This window comes from Pontibacter sp. Tf4, assembly GCF_014212495.1.
GTDB lineage: Bacteria > Bacteroidota > Bacteroidia > Cytophagales > Hymenobacteraceae > Pontibacter.
Window position 1 is genome coordinate 566,819 of record NZ_JACKZC010000001.1, and the last position, 25,955, is coordinate 592,773.

The 25,955-nt window shown below is 50.8% G+C and carries 21 protein-coding genes and 1 tRNA gene; 8 read left to right on the plus strand and 14 right to left on the minus strand.

Translation table 11 applies throughout. The features are described from left to right. The first annotated feature begins 209 nt into the window (after positions 1-209). Positions 210-767, plus strand: coding sequence for a type 1 glutamine amidotransferase domain-containing protein (locus H7F15_RS02460; protein WP_185195350.1), 558 nt, complete (start codon positions 210-212; stop codon positions 765-767). Between the two features lie 64 nt (positions 768-831). Here H7F15_RS02460 and H7F15_RS02465 read toward each other — a convergent pair whose 3' ends face one another. Both H7F15_RS02465 and H7F15_RS02470 read right to left on the minus strand, forming a co-directional pair. Next, the gene (locus tag H7F15_RS02465; RefSeq protein ID WP_255481036.1) at positions 832-1,374 is read right to left on the minus strand and encodes a hypothetical protein; all 543 of its coding nucleotides are present in this window, start codon (positions 1,372-1,374) and stop codon (positions 832-834) included. A 189-nt stretch (positions 1,375-1,563) separates the two neighbouring features. After that, on the minus strand, positions 1,564-2,205 hold the full coding sequence (locus H7F15_RS02470; protein ID WP_185195351.1) for a porin family protein: 642 nt from the start codon (positions 2,203-2,205) through the stop codon (positions 1,564-1,566). A 466-nt stretch (positions 2,206-2,671) separates the two neighbouring features. Here H7F15_RS02470 and H7F15_RS02475 point away from each other — a divergent pair, with 466 nt between their 5' ends. Beyond that, the gene (locus H7F15_RS02475) at positions 2,672-3,574 is read left to right on the plus strand and encodes a histone deacetylase (RefSeq protein ID WP_185195458.1); all 903 of its coding nucleotides are present in this window, start codon (positions 2,672-2,674) and stop codon (positions 3,572-3,574) included. A 505-nt stretch (positions 3,575-4,079) separates the two neighbouring features. Here H7F15_RS02475 and H7F15_RS02480 read toward each other — a convergent pair. The 4 genes from H7F15_RS02480 to H7F15_RS02495 form a co-directional block, all read right to left on the minus strand. Next, the gene (locus H7F15_RS02480; RefSeq protein WP_185195352.1) at positions 4,080-4,232 is read right to left on the minus strand and encodes a hypothetical protein; all 153 of its coding nucleotides are present in this window, start codon (positions 4,230-4,232) and stop codon (positions 4,080-4,082) included. Between the two features lie 419 nt (positions 4,233-4,651). Next, complete coding sequence (locus H7F15_RS02485; RefSeq protein WP_255481037.1) at positions 4,652-5,320, minus strand: methyltransferase domain-containing protein; 669 nt, start codon at positions 5,318-5,320, stop codon at positions 4,652-4,654. A gap of 13 nt (positions 5,321-5,333) precedes the next feature. Beyond that, entirely contained in the window at positions 5,334-6,455 is a 1,122-nt protein-coding gene (locus tag H7F15_RS02490) for a type III polyketide synthase (RefSeq protein ID WP_185195354.1), read from the minus strand. A 175-nt stretch (positions 6,456-6,630) separates the two neighbouring features. After that, the gene (locus H7F15_RS02495) at positions 6,631-7,764 is read right to left on the minus strand and encodes an NAD(P)/FAD-dependent oxidoreductase (protein ID WP_185195355.1); all 1,134 of its coding nucleotides are present in this window, start codon (positions 7,762-7,764) and stop codon (positions 6,631-6,633) included. A gap of 138 nt (positions 7,765-7,902) precedes the next feature. Here H7F15_RS02495 and H7F15_RS02500 point away from each other — a divergent pair, with 138 nt between their 5' ends. From H7F15_RS02500 to H7F15_RS02510, 3 genes are all read left to right on the plus strand, one after another. Then, a complete protein-coding gene (locus H7F15_RS02500) occupies positions 7,903-8,277 on the plus strand; it encodes a T9SS type A sorting domain-containing protein (RefSeq protein ID WP_185195356.1) in 375 nt (124 codons plus the stop codon). A gap of 110 nt (positions 8,278-8,387) precedes the next feature. Next, entirely contained in the window at positions 8,388-9,407 is a 1,020-nt protein-coding gene (locus tag H7F15_RS02505; RefSeq protein ID WP_185195357.1) for an alkaline phosphatase D family protein, read from the plus strand. Between the two features lie 133 nt (positions 9,408-9,540). Next, entirely contained in the window at positions 9,541-9,987 is a 447-nt protein-coding gene (locus H7F15_RS02510; RefSeq protein ID WP_185195358.1) for a hypothetical protein, read from the plus strand. Positions 9,988-10,066: 79 nt separating this feature from the next. On the opposite strand, the gene H7F15_RS02515 is transcribed toward H7F15_RS02510, so the two are convergent. The 4 genes from H7F15_RS02515 to H7F15_RS02530 form a co-directional block, all read right to left on the minus strand. Continuing rightward, the gene (locus H7F15_RS02515; RefSeq protein ID WP_185195359.1) at positions 10,067-10,411 is read right to left on the minus strand and encodes a hypothetical protein; all 345 of its coding nucleotides are present in this window, start codon (positions 10,409-10,411) and stop codon (positions 10,067-10,069) included. A gap of 83 nt (positions 10,412-10,494) precedes the next feature. Continuing rightward, positions 10,495-11,514, minus strand: a complete 1,020-nt coding sequence (locus tag H7F15_RS02520) for an LLM class flavin-dependent oxidoreductase (RefSeq protein WP_185195360.1) — start codon at positions 11,512-11,514, stop codon at positions 10,495-10,497. Positions 11,515-11,753: 239 nt separating this feature from the next. Further along, positions 11,754-11,825: transfer RNA gene (locus H7F15_RS02525), tRNA-Arg, on the minus strand. A gap of 36 nt (positions 11,826-11,861) precedes the next feature. Continuing rightward, complete coding sequence (locus H7F15_RS02530) at positions 11,862-13,088, minus strand: Pycsar system effector family protein (protein ID WP_185195361.1); 1,227 nt, start codon at positions 13,086-13,088, stop codon at positions 11,862-11,864. Positions 13,089-13,364: 276 nt separating this feature from the next. Between H7F15_RS02530 and H7F15_RS02535 the strand changes: the two genes are divergently transcribed. Continuing rightward, positions 13,365-17,180 carry a metallophosphoesterase gene (locus tag H7F15_RS02535; protein ID WP_255481038.1) on the plus strand — a complete coding sequence of 1,272 codons (3,816 nt, stop codon included), beginning with the start codon at positions 13,365-13,367 and terminating at the stop codon, positions 17,178-17,180. A gap of 84 nt (positions 17,181-17,264) precedes the next feature. Next, entirely contained in the window at positions 17,265-18,299 is a 1,035-nt protein-coding gene (locus tag H7F15_RS02540) for a DUF6268 family outer membrane beta-barrel protein (RefSeq protein ID WP_185195362.1), read from the plus strand. Between the two features lie 966 nt (positions 18,300-19,265). On the opposite strand, the gene ppk1 is transcribed toward H7F15_RS02540, so the two are convergent. The 4 genes from ppk1 to H7F15_RS02560 form a co-directional block, all read right to left on the minus strand. Then, a complete protein-coding gene (ppk1, locus tag H7F15_RS02545) occupies positions 19,266-21,338 on the minus strand; it encodes a polyphosphate kinase 1 (protein WP_185195363.1) in 2,073 nt (690 codons plus the stop codon). 68 nt (positions 21,339-21,406) lie between these two features. Next, a complete protein-coding gene (locus H7F15_RS02550; RefSeq protein ID WP_185195364.1) occupies positions 21,407-21,901 on the minus strand; it encodes a histidine phosphatase family protein in 495 nt (164 codons plus the stop codon). 874 nt (positions 21,902-22,775) lie between these two features. After that, the gene (hflX, locus tag H7F15_RS02555; RefSeq protein ID WP_185195365.1) at positions 22,776-23,963 is read right to left on the minus strand and encodes a GTPase HflX; all 1,188 of its coding nucleotides are present in this window, start codon (positions 23,961-23,963) and stop codon (positions 22,776-22,778) included. A gap of 3 nt (positions 23,964-23,966) precedes the next feature. Next, positions 23,967-24,686, minus strand: a complete 720-nt coding sequence (locus H7F15_RS02560; RefSeq protein ID WP_185195366.1) for a SirB2 family protein — start codon at positions 24,684-24,686, stop codon at positions 23,967-23,969. Positions 24,687-24,834: 148 nt separating this feature from the next. Between H7F15_RS02560 and H7F15_RS02565 the strand changes: the two genes are divergently transcribed. Further along, entirely contained in the window at positions 24,835-25,953 is a 1,119-nt protein-coding gene (locus tag H7F15_RS02565; protein ID WP_185195367.1) for a glycosyltransferase family 4 protein, read from the plus strand. The last annotated feature ends 2 nt before the right edge of the window (positions 25,954-25,955 follow it).

Genomic DNA, 25,955 nt, shown 5'->3' on the forward strand with positions numbered 1-25,955 from the left:
ATTTAGATTAATTCTAAACAGTGCAAACATAGTAACAACCAGTCTATAGTTCCAAACTATTTTTCTTTCTTTTTATCCGGCATACTGCAGGCAGCTGGTTGTGCTAACTATAGTTTAAACAATGCTGTGTATTGACAATCAGTGGTTTAACCTATATGGTGTCCTGTCGTTTAAAATATGGAATACAATCATTTTAAAGAGACAGAACTATGGCAAACAAACTTGAAGGAAAGAAAATAGCCGTTTTAGTAGAAGAAGGATTTGAACAGGTAGAGCTTACCAAGCCCATGCAGGCCCTGAAAGATGCCGGAGCCGAAGCCCACATCATTTCGCCGAACAAGAACAGCGAAATAAAAGCCTGGAACCACACCGACTGGGGCGATAAGTTTAAAGTAGATAAAAAGTTAAACGAAGTAAATGCGGATAGCTATGATGGCCTGCTGCTACCGGGCGGTGTGATGAACCCCGATACGCTGCGCGCCAACAAGGATGCCGTAAGCTTTGTGGGCAAGTTTATGGAAACCGGTAAACCCGTTGCTGCCATCTGCCACGGCCCCTGGACTCTGATAGAGACCGGCAAAGTGAAAGGCAGAAAAATGACCAGCTACCATACCCTGCAAACCGACCTGAAAAATGCCGGCGCCGATTGGGTAGACGAAGAAGTGGTAGTAGACCAGGGCCTGGTTACCAGCCGCAACCCCGACGACATTCCTGCCTTTAACCGTAAAATGGTAGAAGAATTTGCCGAAGGAAAACACAACAGATAAGCATTTCCAACTATAGACTACCAACTATAAGCCGCGACAGCCATAACTGCCGCGGCTTATAGTTTTATGGGATCAGATTATACAGCAGCGTGGCTTTATCTTCGAGCAGCGCGGCAAGCACAATATCCAGTATCAGCAGGAAAATGCCCTGCAGCACCACGGCCTGGCCCCAGCCCTGCAACTGTTCTGTTTTCGGAGAGTAGCGTGCACGCTCCTGCAGCCAGATACCAGTCATAAAATAGGCTACATCCAGGCCAATGTTCAGGTAAAGGATCTTTTTATACCAGCTATGTTCCTGTATACTTTCGGCAAGCGTGCGGGTAGCGGGGTCAGTGGTGAGCAGAGAATACAGCGCGATGGCGGCAATAATAAGGTTAACAATGCTCCAGTAAATGTTCATCTGGAAGAAGTAACGCTTGTTGCGGGTGGCCTTCATCAGCCGGAAACTACCGACCAGGATGTTCAGCAGCGCCCATCCGCCCAGCACCATCATGCCCGTTCGTAAAATTTCGGAATGCTGCAGGTTAAAGGTTGCCAGCGTGTTGGTTTGTGCACTCGCCACTCCCGACCAGATCATACACAACAGCAGGCAAAAGTACTTTTTCATACATAAAAGGTTGAATACTATAGCTACAAACGCAGGCAATAGGATTTTAGCGTGCAGGGGCGTTCTTCAGTCAAAAAGCCGGGCGGGTGAGGTGTGGCAGGTTACTTCGGGAAAGCGGGGTGTGGGAGCGGTCTGGCCGGCAGGCATACAGCATGTGCATGCCCGCCGGGAAAAGGGTGTTGTAATTTTCTAAAAGCCTAAGCCTACGTATAGTTGCAGTACGTTATTTTTCAGATCCTGGCCCAGTGGCAGGCCTGTGTCGCCTTCGTCCAGCAGGCCGGCAAAGCCTAAGTTATAGCGTGCACCTACCCGCAGAAACCGGAAACGTGCTTCGGCGCCGCCCGCCAGGCCATAGTCAAAGGTGTTCAGGTCGTCCATGTTTATCTCCTTGCCATCCTGTTTGGCCGCTACCATTACACTTACCTGCGGGCCAAGGTGCAGGCTAATGTTATCCGTGATATTATAAACGGCCAGTAAAGGCACTTCCAGGTAGTCGAAGCGGTTTTCTGTTTCTGTTTCGAAACCTTTGCGCGAGTACAAACCCTCTATCTGCAGCGAGAACGCCTGGCTCAGGGCAAACTGTGCGTAAACCCCCGCATGGAAGTTCGTGTGTGTGCTGGCATCCAGGGCATCGGCATCGTCGCCGTACACGTTGGCAAAGTTTACTCCACCTTTTATCCCGAAGCCGGAGTTTACGGCATCAGCGCCGCTCAGTTCGTTGTGGTTGCGTTGGGTGACTCTTGGCCCGAGCACATCCTCGGGCTCCTGTTCCTGGGCAAAGCAGGCCAGGCTACAGCATAGCAGGATAGCCGAAAGCAGGTATTTTTTCATAGTTTCTGGGTTTAAAGCCGGGGCTGTTTTTTTCAGGTAGGGGCTGCCCCATAAGCTTTATACTATAAACACTATGTATAATGTTGCAACAGTCCTGATCCATTGCCAACTATAGCTGGTTTACCCTTAACTATAAGTAACAAAGCTGCTTCCGGCTGCAGCGCCCCCGTTGACAAAATACTTAGCATAATTTATACTTTGCAGGCTTTGAGTAGGATTATATAATACTTTTAGAAGTATTTCCACGGTAAATGCACAGCTGTTAGTGGATAACTCTGTTGATTCAACATAGTTATCCACATTTATACACATTGCAAAAACGGCATTTTCAGCTTGCTAAGCGGGCTCCGGAAAACTTATGCACCACGCTTGTTTGGGCTGCTAAACAGGTTAGCTTTTGCACTGTTGCCTTACTAAAAACAGAGTTGCTAAACCTGGCCTGGCGTATAGTTGTTACCTTTGCATGATGCTGAAAATTGCCTGGTCTCCGATGTTTGCACATGCCCTGCCCGAGGGGCACCGTTTCCCGATGGCGAAGTACGATTTGTTGCCTGAGCAGCTGCTTTACGAAGGCACTATTACCGAAACCAACCTGTTTGCCCCGGCTCCCCTCCCCGAACGGTTTATAGTAGATACCCACGATGCCGGTTACTGGTGCCGCCTGCGTCAGTTGGAGCTCACCCCATCCGAGATCAGGAAAACCGGCTTTCCGCTGTCGGAGGAACTGGTAAACCGCGAAGTGGTGATTATGAACGGTACTGTGCAGGCTGCCTTGTTTGCGCTGGAGTTTGGCGTAGGCATGAACATAGCCGGCGGCACGCACCACGCCTTTACCGACCGCGGCGAAGGTTTCTGCCTGTTAAATGATATTGCCATAGCAGCCAATTACCTGCTCAACTATAAAAGTATACAAAAAGTACTGGTAGTAGACCTGGATGTGCACCAGGGAAATGGCACCGCCCAGATCTTCCAAAACGAGCCGCGCGTGTTTACCTTCAGCATGCACTGTGGCCACAATTACCCGTTCCACAAGGAACATTCAGATTTAGATATACCGTTGGCCGAGGGGACCGACGATAAAACTTACCTGGCAGTCCTGAACAATACCCTGCCGCGCCTGCTTGACGAATTGGAGCCGGAGTTTGTGTTCTTTCAGTCGGGCGTGGATGTGCTGGCTACCGATAAGCTGGGCAAGTTGGGCATGAGTATCGCCGGCTGCAAAGAGCGCGACCGCACGGTGCTGGAACTCTGCAAACGGCACAACCTGCCTGTTGCCATCAGCATGGGTGGCGGCTACTCCAAACAAATCGCTCACATCGTAGAGGCTCACGCCAACACCTTCCGGCTGGCCCAGCAAATCTGGTTTTAAGTAAGAGATCCGGTTTCAGGTTGATAATTAAAGATGAGCTTTTCGTCATGTCGAGCATTCTTGAAACGCGAGTCGAAAAGAGGCAGCTTAGCCGTGAGACATTTTATTTTACCCATAGTTGTCGCTATTGTCAAGTCGAGCGTAGCCGAGACATCTTATGTGTCCTATAGTAACTATTGTCATTTCGAACAAAGTGAGAAATCTATCTCGGCTTATAGTTCGATAATCCATAGTTCTATAGTTGCCTTTGCCTACTATTCGACACAAGCCATAGTTACATAGCCACTCTTCATCCTGGGAGCTCTAAGAGCCTACTGTTCTATAGTTTCGTTGGCTCCCTCCCGGGCCGGGAGGCCCCGTCTTCGGGCATCGCGCGGTGCCAGCTTCCTGCGCTCCTAACGTCGCGCTGCCTATCGGCATCGGAACCTGCCAAGGCGCTCAACCCAAAGACTGATATCAATTCGATAGCTGCTGCTTTGGCTATAGTTTCTTTCTTCATTCTTGGTTAGAGCAGATCGGTTTTTCTCGTGGCTGTATTTCTGGAGGGACAGGTAAACCTGTCCTGTTCGTGGTCTTTAACTATAGAACTATAGCTGGCAACTATAGCAACATTCCAATCCTGAAAATCTTTGAATCCTGAAAATCCTGATTCAGACAAGCTCCTTCCCCTGTTTTTAGAGGAAGGCTGGGAAGTGGTAAAACTATAGCAGCTATAACCAAAATTATATAAGTACTAACAAGCAGCAATCCGGCAGTTAAATCCCTGTTATTCCCGATGCAGCCAATCTTGTTAAATAAGGTAAGCCCTTTGAATCACTGGTCTCAATGCCGCTTGCCAAGTTTATCATCCTCATCTACTGTTTTCTGGCCAGGGATGATCAGGCGGAGAACCAGGTACACGACTGGGGCGAGCGCTAAAATCAGCAGTAGCATTAAGATCACTTTCAGGGCTTTGACAAACACGGAGATAAGGACAGCCGAGATGACGATGGAAATGGTGATAGTACCCAGAAGTTTATAGTTTGGCGGCTCATGTTGGTTAGGGTTGTTAGGTAGGTTATACTTGGTTCGGTTGGTTTAGGATGTATACAGCACCAGCTGCCACCGGAAAGCCCACATCCAGCGCAAACTATAGTTGGTAATATTAGCCTGCTGCAGCAATTTCTGTAACTCATCTCTTTTAAAGGCCCGCCACACCGAGAGCGGCGCATCGTGCTGCACCAGCCGCGAGCCGGAAAACAGTTTGGTGATGTACTTAATAGAATAATATGCAAACCAGTGCCGGTGCAGGTCGTTGATGACGACGGCTATAGTTGCCTGCCTGTATAGTTGCCGGAAAAGCTTTACCAATTGTGCATCGGTGAAGTGGTGGCAAAACAGGCTGCACACAATGATGTCGTAAGTTTGTGTTGTAAACTCTGGGGAGAAAACGTCGTGCTGGGCTATGGTGATGTTACTATAGTTACGGCAGTGCTGGCGGGCATAGTTTACCATAAAATCATTGGCGTCAACGCCGGTTAACTGCACATTTACATTTTTGCGCTTTGCCCATCGTGCTATTGTTTTCAGGGTGTCGCCGCCACCACAGCCAATGTCGGCTATCGTTATAAGCTGGCCGCTATAGTTGGCGGTTAGTTTTTCCAGCGCATCTAACACTACTTTGTGGCCGCCCAGCCGGTTGTTAATGATCTCCAGCTCGCGCAGGTTCTGCTCCAGCTCGTCGCCGGCCAGGGTCAGATCATCCATCAACTCAGGTTGGTTACTCCGCAGCGCCAGCATAGTGCACTTTTAATAACATGGATTCCAGGGTAAGGCCAGGGCCAAAAGCAAAGCTCAGTACGGGCTCGTTCTTATCTGTTGAGGTCAGGTTCTCCATCAGCGCCTTCAGCACAAACAGCACCGTTGCCGACGACATATTGCCAAACTCGCGGAGCACCTGGTAGGCAAAGCGGTTGTCGTTGCGGGTCATGCCCAGTTCCTGCTCTATTACTTCCAGTATGCGGCGGCCGCCTGGGTGTATGGCGTATAATTTTATTTCAGACAGATTGGTTTTCAGGCCTTGCAGCAAGCGGTCGGTGAGTTGTTTTATACCGGATTTAATAAGATCGGGCACATAAGAAGAAAGCGTCATTTCAAAACCTGTATCGCCGATGTGCCAGGCCATGTCGCGTTTGCCGGCCGGGGCCAGGTCGCAGTGGAAAGATTGTAGTTCCAGGCTCATTTCTTTGCATGGGCGACCCTGCATCAGTACGGCCGCAGCGCCATCGCCAAACAAGGCATTCGATACCAGGTGGTCTTCTTCAGGGTTGTTCTGGAAATGAATGGTACAGATCTCGGTGCAAACCAGCAGCACATTGGCAGTAGCATCAGCTTTACAGATCGCATCAGCAAGTTTTATAGCATTAAAAGCGGCATAACAACCCATAAAATTCACGGCCGTGCGCTGCACTGTGGGCGAAAGCTGCAAACGCTCCACCAGTTCAATATCCAGGCCCGGTGCATACATGCCGGTGCAACTCACGGTGATCAGGTGGGTGATATCGGTTAAAGCTATAGTTGGTGTCTGTTCCAGGCAACGGCGCACCGCCTGCTCCGACAGGTCTACGGCGTGGCGCTTGTACACATCCATGCGCTGCTGCACGGTCGGGAAAGGCTCTAACGTGGGGGTGTTGGGGTAAAAGGTGAACTCGCCGTTCTGGCGTGTATAATCCTGCAACACACTATAGCGCTGCCCGATGCCCGACACACGGTAAAGTGCTTTTAGTTTGCGGGTATTCTGCTCATCGAACTGCAAAGCGCTGGCCATAAACTCTGCTACCTGCATCTGTGGTATTTTGTGTGGCGGGTTGGCTGTGCCTATCGAGCAGAGGTAGCTTTTCATGTAGAACTGCGTTAGCGTGTCTGGTATTTCGTGTGTCGTGTTTTGTCGGGCTGCTTCAAACCAATAACCGTGGCTTGTGTACTCCGAAATACTAAAAACGAAACACGAAAAACGAAGTACGTCATCTGCTTACGCATACGGTAACTATATAGATATGGCAGGCCGAAACTATAGTTCAGAAAGGCTGGCCATGGGTCTGGCGCATCAGCAACTGCACTGCAAAGGGCAGGTGTTTCAGGGTTTTTATAGTTACTTCGGAGAGGACGGGGTGCCCGAACAAGTGCTGCACTGTACGGCCCAGTTGCAGGCGGTTGGCAAACTGTTTTTTCCAGGCACGGCTATAGTTGTCTTCCAATTGCTGTCGGTTTTGTCCGTTCTTAAAGTACAGAGCGGTATGTTCGGCTGACAGCTTACCGGCGTGTATGGCCATAGCCATGCCGTTGCCGCACAAAGGCGCTATCATGCCGGCAGCATCGCCACACATCAGCAGGTGGTTCTCTACGCAGGTTTTAGATGCAAATGATATTTCGTTGATGACCTCGGGTTGCGCATACAGAAATTCGGCTTCTTTAAAAATGCGGCGCAGATGCGGGTTCTGGTGTAGGATAGCCTGCTCCATGGCGGGTATAGTGCCGTGGCGTTTCAGGTTCTGGCGGGTGGTCAGGTAGCAGAAGCAGTAGGTGTCGCCCTCCACAGCCGAGATACCGGCATAGCCATCTTTAAAATTATGCAGCGCAATCAGGTCTTTGGGTTGGCTATAGTTAACATGGTATTTCACGCCAATGTAAGGGGAGCGCTGCGCGAAAAAAGTGCGGTTCAGTTGGCGGTCGAGGTTGGTGCGTTTACCGTAGGCGCCTAAAACTATAGTTGCCTGTAGTTGCTCTCCGTTGCTGAGTTGTAGTTTAAAGCTATCCTGTTCAAATCCAACTTGCTGTACAGTTGTGTTTAAGGCAAACGTAACGCCCCGCGCCATGGCCAGTTGGTACAGGTAATTATCTAAGGTATAGCGACTGATGCCAAAACCGCCCAGGTCCAGGCTCGATTCCAGACTATAGCCCGACGGTGCCGACAACATAAACCGGTTGATTCGCGCAGGTTGAAGTTCCTCTATCTGCACGCCCAGGCCCTGCAGGTAAGGCAGCACCTCGTTGGACACATACTCGCCACACACCCGGTGGAAAGGATACGCTTTTTTTTCGATGACAAGCACCTGTATGCCCTGTGCGGCCAGCGCGATAGCTGCCGTGAGGCCTGCCAGGCCGCCGCCAACTATAATTACAGGCCACTCGGGTGTATTTGTTTTATGCAAAATGTCTGGTGCTAAAATTTGGTGAACGGCCCTGTTTTAAAGGGTATAATGCAATAACTATTTAAAAGCTTGCTCGTTTTAATAAATGGAACGACTTTTGTATTTCTACAACGTAGAATACTTATTTAACTACTTTATATGAAGCAATTTATACTTACGACTATACTTTCACTTTCGATGCTGGCAGCGCAGGCGCAGGAACAACAGGCAGGGCAGCAGGCAGAGAAAGAGAAAACGCTTACGGTACAACAGGACGATAGAGATTTTACTATATACCCGAACCCAAGCAATGGGGTTTTCACGGTTTCGCTTGCCAATTCCAACGCCAGACATGCCGAACTGCGCATCATGAACGTGATCGGTAACGAAATTTACCACGAAGTAATTACGCGTGAAGGCGGGCAGTTGGCAGCAACTATAGACCTCAGCCGTTACTCCAAGGCAAAAGGATTGTATTATGTAAAACTCGAAACGGATAATTTTAGTGTGGTGCGGCGTGTAATTGTGCGCTGATCAATTTCAGATAATACTGCAAAGCGGCAGCTCCGAAGAAGAGCTGCCGCTTTTTTTATGTAGTGCGGGCGCTGTACCTTTACACCGTTTAACCAAACTGCTTTACCTTAATGCGTACTCCTGCTACCTTGCTCCTGCGCCTGCTGCCGTTGCTGTTTATAGTTTCCGCCTGCCAGAAGCCAGCCCTCCAACCGGTTCCGGATCCTGTACAAACAATAGCATTTGGCTCCTGCAACCGCCAGGACCTGCCGCAGGTGATCTGGCCTGCCATAAACCAGCATAACCCCGATGTGTGGGTGTGGCTGGGCGACAACATTTACGGCGACTCTGAGGACATGGCCGTGCTGAAACAGAAATACGACATGGTACTGAACGAGCCGGGGTACCAGCAACTAAAAGCAAAGGCCAGCATTATAGGCACCTGGGACGACCACGACTATGGCCTGAATGATGGTGGAAAAGAATTTAAGATGCGGGAGCAAAGCCAGCAGCTGTTCTGGGATTTTATAGGCGAGCCTGCCGAGAGCCCGCGCCGCAAACAGCAGGGCGTTTATAGTGCACATACCTATGGCCCGGCCGGCAAACAGGTAAAAGTTATACTGCTGGATAGCCGCTATCACCGCGACGAGCTGAAGCGCATAAACCGCGTGTACCAGGTAAACCCAACCGGCGATGTACTGGGCGAAGCGCAATGGCAGTGGCTTGAAAACGAACTCCGGAACAGCAAAGCGCAGGTGCACGTCATAGGCAACGGCATACAGGTACTACCCGAAGAACATGCCTTTGAAAAATGGGCAAACTTCCCGGCGGCCCGTCAGCGGCTTCTCGATCTGATCGTGAAAACCAATGCGCCCGGCGTTATCCTTATCAGCGGCGACCGCCACATTGCCGAGATCTCCAAAGCTATAGTTCCCGGCTTACCTTACCCGGTTTACGAGGTTACCAGCAGCGGCATGACGCACGTTTACAGCGGCAATAATGTAGAGCCGAACAAGTACCGTGTGGGAGAGCTGGTAAACAAGCTGAACTTTGGTATGCTGCGGTTTAACTGGGGCGATAAAGTAAACGTGGAGATGCAGGTGCTCGGAAAAAATAACGAAATATTGTTGTCGGAAAGCATTGAGTATTAAAGTGTAATAAAAAATATTTTTGGTAAAAGGCAGCCAGGTAAAAATTTGGCTGCTTTTTTGTTTATAGTCGGTCAGCGGGCTAAACCATTGAGGAGCAGCTTAGTCAAACAATCAACTTAAAACAGATAATACCATGAAGACCAACCTTCTTAAAAAAGCTTTTGTATTAGGCCTGGGCATGTTCCTGAGTGTAGGAGCAATGGCACAGCAAGGTCCGCAGCAGGACAAGCAACGCAAACAGATGACGCCGGCCGAGCGCCAGGAAAAAATGGTGGAAGCCTACAAAAAGAACCTGGATCTGAGCGACAAGCAAACCAAAAAACTGCAGGAGATTAACCAGAAGCATGTACAGGAAATGCAGGCCCTGCGTAACGACCAGAATCTGACCCGCGAGGCAAAGAAAGAAAAAATGAAAGCCCTGCACGCCAGCCGCGAAGCTGAAGTTACGGCCATCCTGAATGCCGAACAGAAGCAGAAATACGCTACCTGGCAGGCTAAAAAAGAAGAGCGTAAGCAGAACATGCGCGAAAAGCACAATGGCAAGCGCGGTATGCGCCACGGCCAGAAACAAGGCAAATAATTTGTGCTGAGCAGCCTCTAAAGATTAGTTTGTAAAAAGCTCCCGGATCGGTTCCGGGAGCTTTTTTATTTTACAGCAGCTATAGTTGTTCCGGTAAAATGGCTTTGGAGATATAGCCGGTATAGTTTTCGTGATTGCGGTTGATTCGGGCTTTAAAGAACAGGGCATCGCTGGTATCCAGCAGTTGTATGACCTGCGAGGTATCGAACAGCACCAGCGAAACACTCTTAAAATCAGGGTGGCTGTACAGGCTGCCTCCTATCAGCGGCTTGGCAGTGGTCAGTACATCAGCAGGCAGGGCATAGGTTTCCTCACCGGCCTCAGCAACAGCCGAAGTCCCGTCTGCATCTGCCTGGTTGTTATTATTGCAGGCAGTACAGGCTATAGTTGCCGTCAGGCTCAGCAAGCATATCAGTTTCTGCATCGGGCGGTTTTAAAGGTAATACAGGTGCTATAGTTATCCTCCCGAATGGTACGGTGCAGCCCGGGCCGGGTTTAAACTATAGCTTATGCCAGGTTGCCTTTCTTCAGGTCAGCTAATATCTCGTAGGAGTGCAGTCGCGCTGCGTGGTCGTAAATGTTCGAACCTACCATCACCTCATCCACACCCGTGCTGTCCAGAAACTCCTGCAAATCCGATTTTATAGTGGCCGGGCCGCCAATAAAACTATAGACCAGCATCTGCTGCACCGCATACATCTCCGACATATCCCATTTGCCTTCCATGCTGTCAACGGGTGGTTGCATCTGGCGGGCCGTGCCGCGTATCACGTTCAGGAACGACATGTACAGCGAAGTGGCCAGGCGGCGCGCTTCCTCATCCGTATCTGCGGCTACAATGTTTATACCGGCCATAGTGTAAGGTTCTTTCAGGGTCTCGGATGGCTGGAAGCTGTCGCGGTACACTTTTAGGGCCGTATGAAGCAGCGTAGGGGCAAAGTGGCTGGCGAAGGCAAACGGCAGTCCCAGCATACCGGCCAGTTGTGCACTAAACGTGCTCGAGCCCAGCAGCCAGATCGGGATATTCAGCCCCTCGCCGGGCACAGCCCGTACGCGTTGCCCTGGTGTGGCCGGTGCCAGGTAGCTGCGTAGCTCTTCCACGTTGGCCGGAAAATCCTCGCCGGCACCCTGCAGGTCGCGGCGAAGCGCCATGGCGGTTACATGGTCGGTGCCGGGTGCGCGGCCCAGGCCCAGGTCTATCCGGCCCGGGTACAAGGTTTCCAGGGTTCCGAACTGCTCGGCTACTACCAGTGGCGCGTGGTTTGGCAGCATTATTCCACCAGAGCCAACGCGTATCGTTTTGGTGCCGCCGGCAATGTAACCTATCAGTATAGAAGTAGCCGAACTGGCAATGCCTGGCATGTTATGGTGCTCAGCCAGCCAGTAGCGGGTATAGCCCCACTGCTCAGCGTGCCGGGCCAGGTCCAGGCTGTTTTCAAAAGATTCGGCCGCCGTTTTTCCGGCAAGTATCGGAACCAGGTCCAGTATAGAAATGGCAATATCAGAGAGTTGCTTTTTTGTGCTCATGGGTTGTATAACTATGGCTGAAGTATAAACTCTACTTACACGTTATAAGTTGGGTGCAAGTATAAGTGTGTTATAACAGCTGAGCGAAAGGATGGTTTTGAGGAATATAGTAATGAAGCAAGTAGCATACCTTTTAACATGGACTCAGTACCTTTCACTCTCCTGATGGTGGAAGATGCATTATTGGTGCGGGTATTAATAAAAAAAGCCGCTACACAGTTTGTATAGCGGCTTTTCTGTGGCCCCGACAGGAATCGAACCTGTATCAAAAGTTTAGGAAACTTCTATTCTATCCATTGAACTACGAGGCCGGGCAGTGGCCTTGCGGCAAAATTAAAAAAATCTGCCTACAAACCAACCTGCTCGGCAACCGGCACACCATCCGAGAAATAAGCAATGGAAATACCAAACGCGATCACCGTAAGCACCAGGCCCACCATAAAAATAGTGTAGGAAATGCGCAGGATGTTATACTTGCGTTTCAGCACTTCGCCGAGGTAGTATATGTCCGTTATCATGTTGTTGTACAACGATTTTTTGTCGCGCATGATGTTATGCATGCCGTGCTGGAAATCCTCGAGGGGCAGGTTGGTAAAGTTACCGAAGAAGAGCAGGTTTACCTTGCGGCTGTTCATTTTCTCTTTCTTGAACGAGAAGCTGGTTACCTCGGGCTGGGCCGAAATGATAGCAAAAATAACAGAACCAAGTGCCGTGAGCAGTAGCGTGCCCACCGGTATAAGCAGCGAGCGGTGCTGGGCAAACTCGGCACCAGTCACGGAGCTTTTCGTACTCAGGTAGGTAATCACTACCGACAGAATGATCGCATTCAGGCTGATCATCATGTTGGCTTTGTTATCGGCAATAGCGCTCAGGTTCAGGTGCGTGCGGTAGGTGTTCCGGAACATGGTCTCAATGCCGCGTTTGGGCTGTGCCAGTGTTTCGCGGTGTTCCTTGTCCTCCTTCTTCTTTTTCTTGATCTCCTTTTGCAGGCGGTTGCGCTGCTCCTGTATGTTCAGCCCCAGCTGGCCGGCATATTTGCGTTGTGCCTGGTAAGTATAAAAGGTGGTGGATAACAGGAAATCCATCTGAAACTGGGCCCATTCCCTGTCCGAAAACGACTTATCCTGGAAGATCTCCCACTCCACGCGCAGCAGCTCGGCTGTACTGAAAAAGGTATCCTTCCCAATGTTCGACATGTCTGCATCTACCAATATCTCCTGTAGCAGTGTGGCCGGTTCGGTTTTGTGGCGGGTGGCCTCAATGCAGGCAGTTATGCGCTCAATACGCTCCTGCGGGTGGTTGTGCTGCTCCAGCCATTCGCTGGCAAAGCGTATACTTTCCTCTTCATGTCCCTCATACGTATTCACATAGCCGGTATCATGAAACCAGGCGGCCAGCAGCAGGTCTTCCATCTCATCAGGTGCCAGGTGCTGCATTTCGCCCAAGTCACGGGCTTCGTTCACGGTCTCGAAGGTATGGCGGTAATTATGGTATACAAGTTTCTTGGAGAGCTGATTTTTGAACAGCTTAAATACATATTCTCCTGCTTGTTTTACGAGTGTGTTGTGTTCCATCTTTCTGTGTTTGTGCGGCGCCCGGGTACGTAGCGGTGGGTTGCGGTTAACTATAGCCATAACAGGCGGCCCTGCACTACCTGCGTTACGGTTTTATGCTGTTTTTGTTAGCAACAGCGGTATGCCGGCAGCGCTAAAGCATAGCTAAAACTAAATAAACTGGATACTCGTTAATTTAGGTCAGTCTGGCAGCCGGTTACCACTTTATAAGCCGCCTGCCACCAGCCCTTACTGGCCTGTATGCTGCGCCAGCCATACAGTTTTGCTTACCATACTATGAGAAAAAAATACACTCCCGGGCACTCTACCATACTACGGTTTGGCATGGTGCTGTTCATTTTTATACTGAGCGCCTGCGCACCGCACGATGTATACTATGGCCCCCAGGCCGCTAACTGGCAGCAAACCAAGCCGAAACCCGATAGCAATCTACTGTACACCGTTTTCCTGATTGGCGACGTAGGAGCGCCGGACCTGCAGAACGGAGAGCCATCGTTAAAGCTGATGCGCCAGCAGATGATGGAGGCCGGCGAAAAAAGCGCTACTATCTTTTTAGGAGATAACGTGTACCACAACGGGTTGCCCGAGCCCGGCGCTTACGACCGCGAAGTATCGGAGCAACGCCTGAATGCCCAGCTGGACATACTACGAGGGTACCCCGGCGAAAAGTACATGATACCCGGCAACCACGACTGGAACCACAGCGGCCGCGGCGGTCTGCAGGCCGTGATGCGCGAGCAACAGTATGTAAACGAGTACCTGACAGATGAGAACATTGTAACCGGCGGCGACTTTTACGTGCCCGGCAATGGCTGTCCGGGGCCTTATGAGGTAAAGATCAGCGACGACCTGGTGCTTATTGCCTTGGACTCGGAATGGTGGCTGCACCCTTTTGACAGACCTTATGGCGAAAACAGCAGCTGCGGCGCTGCCACCGAGGTAGACCTGCTCATTCAACTGGAAGATATCATAGAGAAAAACGCCGGCAGCGATATCATGATCGTGGCGCACCACCCGCTCAAGAGCCGGGGTGTGCATGGCGGTTTCTTTACCCTGAAAGACCATATTTTCCCGTTTACCCTTCTCCGCGACTGGATCTACATGCCCCTGCCGGTAATTGGTTCTATTTATCCGTTTGCGCGTAAGTACGGTGGTATATTACAGGATATTCCGCACCCGCGTTACCAGGCTTATATTCAGGGCCTTTACAACATCTTCGATAAGTACGACAACATTATTTATGCTGCCGGCCACGAGCATGCCCTCGAGTACTTTAAACACAACAATGCCGGACTGATCGTAAGTGGCTCGGGCTGCAAGATACAGCACATAAAAGGCGGTGGCGATGCCCACTATGCCCACAAGATAAAAGGCTTTGCCAAGGTGCTCTACTATGAGAACGGCGAAGTATGGACCGAATTCTGGACACCTGAAGGCGATGGCTCTACTGGCAAGATCACATTCCGGACGCCGGTCTATTCCAAGCAGCCGCGCAAGGAGCGCCCGGTAATTCAGGACGATACCAACTATGCCGACAGCACCTTAACTATAGCTGCCAACCCCAACTATAAAGCAGGTGGCTTAAAGAAACTGCTGTTAGGCGAGCATTACCGCAAGGAATGGGCCACACCGGTTACCGTGCCTGCCCTGGATATGAAACTGGAGCTTGGCGGATTACGGCCTTACCAGAAAGGCGGCGGCCGCCAGACCACCTCCCTGAAGGTGCGTAACCCCGATGCACGCGAGTATACCCTGCGCAGCGTGAACAAAGACCCGACCATGGTGCTGCCCGAGTACCTGCGCGAAACCGTAGCCCGCGACCTGTTGCAGGACCAGATCTCGGCACAGCATCCGTATGGCGCGCTGGTAGTTCCTAAACTGGCCGATGCCGCCGGTGTATATCATACTAATCCTAAACTGGTGTATATTCCGGAGACGCCTTACCTGCGCCAGTACATGGACGAGTACAGCAACATGCTGGCCATGCTGGAAGAGGATGCCGACGAGAACCACGAAGATGTAGCCAGCCTGGGTAACGCCACCAACCTGATAGGTACCGACAAGTTGCTGGAAGAACTGCACGAAGACAACGACAACGAAGTAGATGAGCAGGAGTTTGCCCGCGCCCGCCTGCTGGATATGCTCATAGGCGACTGGGACCGGCACGAAGGGCAGTGGCGCTGGGCTGAAAAGGACAAGGACCCTGCGAACGGCGACCTGTACATACCCGTGCCCGAAGACCGCGACCAGGCATTTTTTAAAGTGGATGGCGTGCTGCCGTGGCTGGCAACCCGCAAGTGGGGTATCCGCAATATCCAGAACTTTGGCTACGACTATGGCGACATCATTGGTCTTAACCTGAGTGCCCAGTCCGTGGACCGTACCTTTTTGTCCAGCGTAAGCCGGCAGGACTGGCTGCGCATAGCCGAAGACATAAAGGCCAGCATGACCGATGCCGTAATAGAAGAAGCCGTGCGCGACCTGCCCGAGTCCATCTATCCGATATCGGGTCCGGAGATAATTGCCAAACTGAAAGCCCGCCGCGATAAACTCCCTCAGGTGGCCATGCGCTATTACGAGCACCTGGCCAGGTACGTAGATGTAACCGGCAGTAACAAGCACGAACGTTTTATAGTTAACCGCGCCAACGATAACGAGACCAATGTTACCATTTACAAGATAACCAGGGAAGGCGAGCTGCGCGATACGCTGTATAAACGTACTTTTTACACCAACGAAACAAAGGAAATAAGACTGTACGGGTTGGGCGGCCAGGACGAGTTTATAGTTAGCGGCGATGTAGATAAAGGCATTTTAGTACGCATCATCGGCGGCGAAGACCGCGACAGCATTGCTGACAACTCGAATGTAAGCGGTCTTAAAAATTATACGATAGTTTACGATAAATCAGAAGGCAATGCCTTTGCATTTGGCCCCGAAACCAAGGACAAAACTGCTCCTTATGCCGAAGTAAACCAGTACGACCGGACCAGCTATAAACAACCTTATATCGGACCGCGCCTGTCGCTGGAGTATAACGTGGATGATGGCTTATTTGTAGGTGCCGGCATACTGGCCCGCACTCATAAGTTCCGCAAAAACCCGTACGCATCGGAGCATCTGCTGGAAGCCAACTATGCGTTTCTCACAAAGTCATACAACATCCGTTACGCCGGCGATTTCAGACAGGTAATGGGTAGTTTCCACCTGCTGCTGAAGGGCGAAGTGGAAGGCCCACAGTACCAGCGTAATTATTACGGCCTGGGCAACGAAACCGAACAAAAAGCCGGTACAGATGATGCTTACTACAGGGTAAGATTTGAGCGGCAGCGGGTAAGTGCCATGTTGTACAAGGACGTCGCTTCATTCTTCCAGGTGGGCATAGGGCCGGTGTATGACCGGTTTAAGATAACGCAACCACAGCGCGAGAGCTTTATAGTGGACCAGGCACTGGCGGGCAATCTGCAACCGGGCACCTTTAACTCTGAAGAAGGCAGCTTTAATGCACAGCAATACCTGGGCGTGGAGGCTTTTGCCAACATGGATGTAGTGGGCGGCGGCACCGATGCCAACCCGCGTATCGGGTTGCGCTGGTACAACCACATCAGCTACAATCATCAGTTAGGTTCAAATGCCTTGGATTATGGCCGCATCAGCTCCGAGTTCAGGTTCTATATTACGCCGGGCTTCCCGTTCCAGCTTACCTGGGCAGGGCGAGTAGGGGCATCGCATAACTTCGGCGATTTCCGGTTTTACCAGGCCAGCACGCTGGGCGGCACCGACAACCTGCGCGGCTACCGCCGTACCCGCTTTTCGGGGCGCAGCGCTATCTATGGCAATGCCGAGGCCCGTGTCGAGCTGTTCGACTTTAACCTGTACCTGGCACCGGGCAATTTTGGCGTGCTTGGCCACTACGACACCGGCCGTGTGTATGCCGATGATGACCGGAAGTTTAGTTTTATAAAAAGTCTGCACCACGGCTACGGCGCTGGCGTATGGGTCGATTTCCTGAACCGTACCGTGCTTACGCTCACCCGTTCTGTTGGCAGCGATGATGAGCTCTGGATGCTAAACTTCGGTTTCCAGTTCTAAAAGCTACACTTAAACTAAACAGGGCCGTATGTAGAGCATGCACTATTTTCTGCGTAGCCGGCAGACTGCTTACACAACACAACTATGAATAAAAGGAAATTACTGATAATAGGGGCTGTTGCCCTGCTCTGGGCTGCACCTGAAGCAAAGGCACAAGGCCCCGAAACCGAAACAATAGAAGAGTACGCCAGCCCCTCGGTGCGCAACACAGGCAAGAGCCGCGGCATTATTATAGGTTATGAGCGTCTGCCGCAGTTCGATATAGAGTCGGAGTCTAAGGACCCGCGTGTTGAGAGCGGCAGCGGCCGTGTGCGGCGCAATAACAAATTCGAGGCAAAAATATACGCGCCTATCGTTAACCAGCCTCAGACCAAGGTGATAATAGGGTTAGACTACAAACTCGAAGAGTTTAACTTCGACAAGGTAACCCCGGCTGCTTACAATTTATACCAGTACCTGGAGGATAAGAACCTGCACAGCCTGGGAGCCCAAATGGCCTTCCTGCGCTCTATCGATAATCGTCGCTTTTACCTGCTCCGCATAAATGGTGAGCTGAACGGCGATTGGGAGAAAGATGGTGCCAGCAATAACCTTATAGATTACCTGAAAACTACTTTTGAAGCCGGCTATGGCTGGAAAAAATCACCGGATTATGTCATCGGGGTGGGTTTTCAGGTGGGCTATACATTCGGGCGCCGCAGCATTTACCCTGCCATTATCTACAACCGCACCTTTAACGATAACTGGGGCGTAGAAGCGATATTTCCGGCAAACGTGCGCCTGCGCCGTAACGTGAACGAAAAAACACTGCTGTATACCGGCTACAAAATAGATGGCGCCAGCTACAACCTCTACATCGACGAAGGCCCGCTTTCGCAGTTTAAAGAAATAGAGCTGCGGCGCACCGACTTTAAAGGCTTTCTCCGGCTGGAACGTGAGATCTACGATTTCCTGTGGTTCTCGCTGGAAGGAGGTTTCCGGCAATACTACCGCAACCGTGTATTCGACGAGGTCGGCTCCCGCAACGAAATCCTGAACAACGACCTGGCCGGCGCCGGCTATGTCCGAATTGAGTTATATGCCGTGCCACCGAGAAAGTTTATGGAGAAACAAAAGTAAGAGCAGGATTTTGGTTCTATAGTTTAGCTGGCTATATTTAGTATTGTCATGTCGAGCATTCTTGAGACGCGAGTCGAAAAGAGCCAGCGTAGCTGTGAGACATCTTATGTGTCTTATAGTTTGATAATATATCCTGCTATAGTTTGTAAAGACCTAGCAGCGTGCGTAGCTCCTGCTAGTGTCTGGTGCTATAGTTTACTTTGCTTTGCTTACTATTCGACACAAGCCTATTCTTTCATAGCCGCTTTTATTCCTGGGAGCTCTACTTACCTATCGTTTTATAGCTTGGTAAGCTCCCTCTGGGGCCGGGAGGCCCCGGCTTCGGGCATCGCGCTGCTGCCTTCTTGCTATCCTCGTGCCTCGGATTGCCTGACGGCACCGCAACAAGTCAAAGGCGCTCAACCCAAAGACTGATATCATATTAGATAGGTTATGATTTGGCTATAGTTGTCTGTATTTGTTCTTTGTTAAAGTAGATCTGTTCTTCTCGTGGTTATAGTTCCTTGGGGCATGCTGCGCCTGCCTGCTTATGGGCTGTAACTATAGAACTATAGTTGAGACTATAGCAGTATCAGAGTTCCCCTCCTTGGATAAGGAGGGGCAGGGGTGGTTGGATCACGCCAACTATAGGACAGTAGCTTAAACTATAGCAAAAAGCACGAATCCTGAAAATCCTCTCATCACCATTAATCCCAGTTCAGACATTTCTGTCTCTACCGAGCCAGTTGAGTTACAAACTCAACACCATAGTTAGGCACGGGTTACAAACCCGCGCCAGCAAAACGGGCAACCATAAAACTATAGCCACCAACTATAGCCTAATCCTGAAAATCCTTAATCCTGTAAATCCTTGGGTAAGGGCCCTATTTAAAGATTCAGATAATACTCCCTCTCCTGTTTTTAGGAGAGGGCTGGGGTGAGGTAATGAACGGTAACTATAGCTCCGGCCGAAAACAGCGCTTAACCTTAATCCAACAGACTTTGCAGGTAGTTGTAAGTGGCGTATTGGGCACGGATGCTGTCGTCGGATGAGGTTTGTACGTAGCTGTTATCTACGTGGCGCGATTTTGTGTTGTCGGAGCGTTGAAGGTCTATGATGGTGCGTACCTGTTCCACAAGGTTCTGCTGGTAGAGCGGGAAGGCAACTTCTACGCGACGGTCCAGGTTTCGTGTCATCCAGTCGGCAGAGGCTATGTAGTATTTCTCGTTGCCGTTGTTATGGAAAATGTACACCCGGGCGTGCTCCAGGTAGCGGTCCACAATACCCTGCACGGTAATGTTCTCGCTCAGGCCTTTTACACCGGGCTGCAGACAACAGATGCCACGCACCAGCAACTCTATCTTTACACCTGCCTGGCTGGCTGCGTATAGTTTCCGGATCATTTTTTCATCCTGCAGCGCATTCATCTTAAGGATCATAGACGCAGGCAGGCCTTCCTTTGCATGCTTTATTTCCTGGTTTATCAGGTCAGTGAAGCGCTCGCGCATGTTGATGGGGGCTACCAGCAGGTGCTTGAACTTCTTGTCGGGCTGGCGGTCAATAAAGAAATTAAACACCTGTTCCACATCTTTAGTCAGCCGCGGATCGCAGGTAAACAGGGCATGGTCGGCGTATATTTTAGAGGTGTCCTCGTTATAGTTACCGGTGCTCAGGTAGGCGTAGTTTACCAGCTTGCCGTCCTCGTTGCGGGTAATAAGGCCCAGCTTGGAGTGCACTTTCAGGTCCGGGAACCCGAGGATAACATTGGCACCGGCCTTCTGCAGTTTGCCTGCCCAGTACATATTCGATTCTTCGTCGAAGCGGGCTTTCAGTTCCACTACCACTGTTACCAGTTTGCCGTTTTTAGCAGCTTTGGTCAGGGCTTTGGCAATGGCCGAGCCGTCGGCAACGCGGTAAAGGGTAGCGCTAATGGCTGTAACCGCCGGGTCGTTGGCCGCCTCGTTAAACAGCTTTACCACATAGTCAAACTTCTGGTACGGGTAATGCACCATGTAATCCTGCTTTTTGATGGCGGCAAGCATGCTGGGCTCGTGCTCCAGCAACGGGTGCGGCAAAGTAGGCTGTGGCTTATACTTCAGGTCGGGTGTGTTGAAATCCGGGAAGCCGAAAAAGTCGCGGAAGTTGTGGTATTTGCTGCCTTCTACCAGTTCTTCTTCTGTTATACCGGTGTGCGCCATAATCGCATCCAGCAGTGCCTGTGGCGTTTCGGGGTCATAGAGCAGGCGTGAAGGAGTACCTATTTCCCGTTTTTTCAGTCCTTTCCGGATCTTGGTCATCAGGTTAGCCGATACATCTTCTTCAATGTCCAGTTCCGCATCCCGTGATACCTTCACGGCATGCGTCTCGAACCGGGTATACTCCGGAAACAGCAAGGGCATACAGGCGCGGATGGCATCATCTATAAACATCACGTAGCGGTTGTTCTTTTGGGTGGGCAGCTTAATAAACCGGCTTCCGTGCTTTTTGGTAGGCACCTCCAGCATGGCAAACTGCTCCGGTGCGGCGCTGTCTTTTTTGGGGTCACTCATCTGCACACCCAGGTACACGGTCTGGTCTTTCAGGAAAAAGTGTGTTTCCGTGTCGTCCATCACCATTGGCACCAGCAGTGGCTGCAGGTTCTCCTTAAAATAAGCAGTTATGAATTTCCGCTGCGAGGCGCTAAGGTCCTGTTCTGTCAGCAAATGGATCTTTTCCTTTTTCAGGTCGGCCAGAATACCGTTGCGGAACACTTCGCCAAATTCGTCCTGCTGGCGTTTTACTTCTTCCAGCACCAGGTCCAGTGTTTCCGATGGGTCCTCGTCCAGTTTTTCTATAGTTTTGCGCTTCAGTTTTATCAGGCGTTTGAGTGTGGCCACGCGCACTTTAAAGTACTCATCCAGGTTAGACGAGAAGATGGCCATAAACTTGATGCGCTCCAGCAGGGGCACCTGTCTGTCGCGGGCTTCCTGCAGTACTCTATAGTTAAAAGCCAGCCAGCTTAGCTCCCGGTTTATGAATTCCGGGGCAACCTCGTGCTTTTTCTTTTTCTCTTTTTCCATTGCTATAGTTGTTGTGCGGCATACGGCTGCAACGGGTGTACAGCCAGGTAAGCAATCTGTAAATGACCTTATTTGTAGTTCTTAGGGAAGTCGAAGAACAGGAACTCGGCATTGTCGCGGCTTATTTCGTACCAGCTTTCGCATTCGAAGGTCAGGGCAATTATACCGGCCGTCGGGATGCTGCCCACTACTTCCGGCGACAGCATGTTGGCAAAGTCAGTGATTGCCTCGTTGTGGCCTATGATCATCATGTTTTCGTGCTCCAGGGGCGTTTCCTGCACTACTTCAAGCAGTGTGTTCTTATCGGCGCCATAAATACGGTCGTCAATTACAACATCATCGGGGTCGTAGCCCAGTTCGCGGCCTACCAGGGTGGCGGTAGTAATGGCCCGCACCGCAGGGCTCGACACGATCAGTTCGGGCAGCACTCCGCGCGACGACAGTTCCCGCCCCATCAGGGTCGCGTCGGTGCGGCCGCGCTTGTTCAGCGGCCTGTCGTGGTCGCTCAGTTCTTCAAACTCCCAGCTCGACTTGGCGTGTCTCAGGATATATAATGTCTTCATGGGATTAGTGATCAAACAAAACCAACAGCATATTCAGGAGTTGCTATGGTTCTGTGTCTTTACTGTAAGTGCCGGTAATTTGTTGTGGTTGATGGATGGGAGGGGTGTAGTTAGGGGTGCTATAGTTATAGGACTATAGTTTCTCTTTTGTCATGTCGAGCGCAGCCGAGACATCTTACATGTCCAATAGTTCATTTCAACTATTGTCATTTCGAACAGAGTGAGAAATCTATCTCAGCTTATAGTTGAAAGGCTATAGTGCTATAGTTTACTTTGCCTACTACTGGAAACAAGCCATAGTTCTATAGTTTCTACCAATCCTGGCAGCTCTAATAGCCTATAGTTCTATAGTTTGCTTGGCTCCCTCCCGGGCCGGGAGGCCCCGTCTTCGGGCATCGCGCGGTGTACATTTCCTTTGCTCGTGCCTCGCAATGCTTTCAGCACCGGAAATCTACAAGGCGCTCAACCCAAAGACTGATAGCAAGCTCGATAGCTTCTGCTTGAACTATAGTTACTGCTCTTGCTTTTGGTTAGGGTAGATCATTTTTTCTCGCTGTTGTAGTTTCTTGGGGCAGGCTGCGCCTACCTGCTCATGGTCTGTAACTATAGAACCATAGTTGTCAACTATAGCAAAGACAGAGATTGTCCCCTTGAGGGGACTACAGAGGGTGTTGTATTGCTAACTATAGCAAAAGCAGAAATTCCCCTCTTGAGAGGGGTAGGGGTGTGTTTGTAAACTATAAAACTATAGCTGTTCCACTATAGCGAAATCCCCAAACCCCGAAAATCCTGTAATTCTGAAAATCTGATTCAGACAAACTAAAAAAGAGCTACTGTGCGGGTAGCTCTTTCAGAATATGAGTTAAACTATAGCTTACACATTATTAGGGTAGCGCTGGTAGTGTATCTCGGCGACGCGGCGCTGCAGTTCATCGCGCAGGTCATCGATGTTTACTTTGTTGGTAGCGGAAATGAACAGGGCCGGGGCGTGCACTTTTGCCATGTAAGTAGCTTTCAGGTCGTCTATCGATGGCATTACTTCGTGGCCTTCTTCCTGCATTTCCTGCTCACGTTTCTGTAAGTACAGATCTACTTTGTTAAACACCAGCATCACCGGTTTTTCGGCAGCGTTAATGTCTTTCAGGGTATCGTTTACTACCTCAATGTGTTCTTCAAACGACGGGTGCGACACATCCACCACATGCACCAGCAGGTCGGCTTCGCGTATCTCATCCAGCGTGGATTTAAAGGCCTCTATCAGCTTGGTTGGTAGTTTACGGATAAACCCTACCGTATCGGAAAGCAGGAACGGGATATTGTCCAGCACTACTTTGCGCACGGTGGCATCTACGGTGGCAAACAACTTGTTCTCGGCAAACACATCCGACTTGGATAGCAGGTTCATGATAGTAGATTTGCCTACGTTGGTATACCCAACAAGGGCCACACGCACCATGCCCGAGCGGGCTTTGCGTTGCTCAAAGTTCTGCTTTTCAAATTTCTTCAACCGGTCGCGCAGCAACGATATCTTGTCGCGCACAATACGGCGGTCGGTCTCAATTTCGGTCTCACCGGGGCCTTTCATACCAATACCACCTTTTTGCTTGGATAAGTGCGTCCAGAGGTTGGTAAGGCGGGGTAGCAGGTACTGGTACTGGGCCATTTCTACCTGGGCGTGGGCCTGAGCGGTTTTGGCACGAAGCGCGAAAATATCCAGTATCAGCAAACTGCGGTCTACAATCTTTATCTGCAGCTCGTTCTCAATGTTGCGCACCTGCGAGGGGCTCAGGTCATCGTCGAAGATCACCATATCCACGTTGTGCTCCTGCACATACGCCTTTATTTCTTCCAGCTTACCACTGCCCACAAAAGTGGCGCGGTCGGGCCTTTCGAGTTTCTGGACAAAGCGTTTTATAGTCTGGGCACCGGCTGTTTCCGTTAAAAAAGCAAGCTCATCGAGGTACTCTTTTGTCTGTTCATCGGTTTGCCGGTAACCTGGTACGGCCACCAGTACGGCAGTCTCCTGCGGTTTGGCGGTTTCGTAGAATTTCTTTTTACCCATGTATTATTTTTTAAGCGTCAAGGTATAGGCGGCCAGTTCTTCCAGCTCCTGCTCACTCAGTTGCTTTCCGAAGCCCGGCATCAGACCGCGTCCATTGGCAATTACCTGTTTGCGGTCGTTCAGGCTTAACTGACTTTGGGCAAGGTTGGTTGCGCCGCTGGTGCCTTTGGTGCCATCCTGTCCGTGGCATGTAGCGCATTGTTGTACAAAAACAGCCTGTGCATTAACCATAGCTGTTTCGTTAAGCGATGCTACAATCTCCTCGTGCACCACGCCCGATTCGCTCAGCGATACGTCGCCGGTCTCACTTGCGTCGGTTTCAGGGGTGGCTGTTGCGAACGTTTCCTGAAGCTGGTTTTTCTGCATGACCAGGCTGTCGGTTTCGGCAACGCCGTAGCTGTACATAAACACCACCAGCGCCAGTACCGACAGTAGTTTGTTTTCGCGTTTCAGGCCAACTATAGCCACCGGAATTGCGATCAGTACCAGTGTTACTTTCAGGGCGAGCCACGTCGGGATGCCGCCGCTATAGTTATACAGCAGCCAGCCACCCGTAACCAGTATAAGTGTGCCGAAGATCATTTCCAGTACTTTGGTCTTGTTGCGGACAGTGGCAAGGGTGCCGCGCTTGTTCAGCAGCAGCAGTATAACTTTGTAAGTTAAGAGCAACAGAAAAAGAACTACTACCAGCACGTGCGTATGTAAAAAAGCTGTTATAGGCATGGTGGTCTGGTTATAAGTAAAAGGTTTTGGAAGAAAGTATGCAATTTAGGGTAATTTTTCAGATGATAGTGCTATTTTAGGTAACTTGCCACCTTAAAAGACGGCAAAAGGCTGCCACCCGCCCGGCTTTTGGTCCTACACAGCATTTATGCGCATAGCTATTGTTATCAACACTTCCTGGAACATTTTTAACTTCCGGCTGAGCCTGATAAAGGCACTGCTTGCCGAAGGCCATGAGGTAATAGCTATTGCCACACCCGATGCGTACTCGCAGCGCCTGGCAACTGCCGGCTGCCGGTTTGTGCCGGTACCAATGGAAAAAGGCACCAACCCGTTTAAAGACCTGTGGCTGATCTGGCGGCTATACCGCACCTATGCCCGCGTCAAACCCGACGTGGTGCTGCACTACACTATAAAACCAAACATTTACGGTGCTATAGCGGCTCACTTTGCCAACATTCCGGCCATCAACAATGTGTCGGGGCTGGGTACGGTTTTCATAAAAAAGGATTACATCTCCAACATTGCGCTTAAACTATACAAGCAGGCATTTCAGTATCCGGCCAAGGTATTTTTCCAAAACCAGGACGACCGCAGGCTTTTCCTGAAGCACAACCTGGTGCGGGCCGGTGTTACCGAAGTGTTGCCTGGTTCCGGTATCGACCTGCAGGCCTTTACACCGCAGCCTAAACCCGACCCAGCAGCGCCCTTCACTTTCCTGATGATTGCGCGGGTGCTGTACGAGAAAGGTGTGGCCGAATACATGGAAGCCTGCCGCCTGCTGAAAGCAAAGTACCCCGCTGTAAAGTGCCAGCTGCTGGGCCAGGTAGATGAACAAAGCCGTTTCGGGATAAAGCAAACCGTGCTGGATGCCTGGCTGGCCGAGGGTGCTGTAGAATATTTGGGCACCACCGACGACGTAGCCACCATTATTGCGCAGGCCGACTGCGTGGTGTTGCCCTCGTACCGCGAAGGAACGCCGCGTACCCTGCTGGAAGCTGCCGCCATGGCCAAACCGCTGATAGCGACCAACGTACCCGGCTGCCGCGAAGTAGTACAGCAAAACATAAACGGCCTGTTGTGCCGTGTGCGCAACGCCCCCGACTTAGCTGATAAAATGGAACAAATGCTGCAACTGCCACCAGCGCAACTACAGCAAATGGGCCAGGCCAGCCGCCACCTGGCCGAAACAAAATTTGACGTGCACTTTGTGATACAGCGCTACCTGCACGCCATTACCGAAGTGACCGACCCCAGAAAAGTATAAAC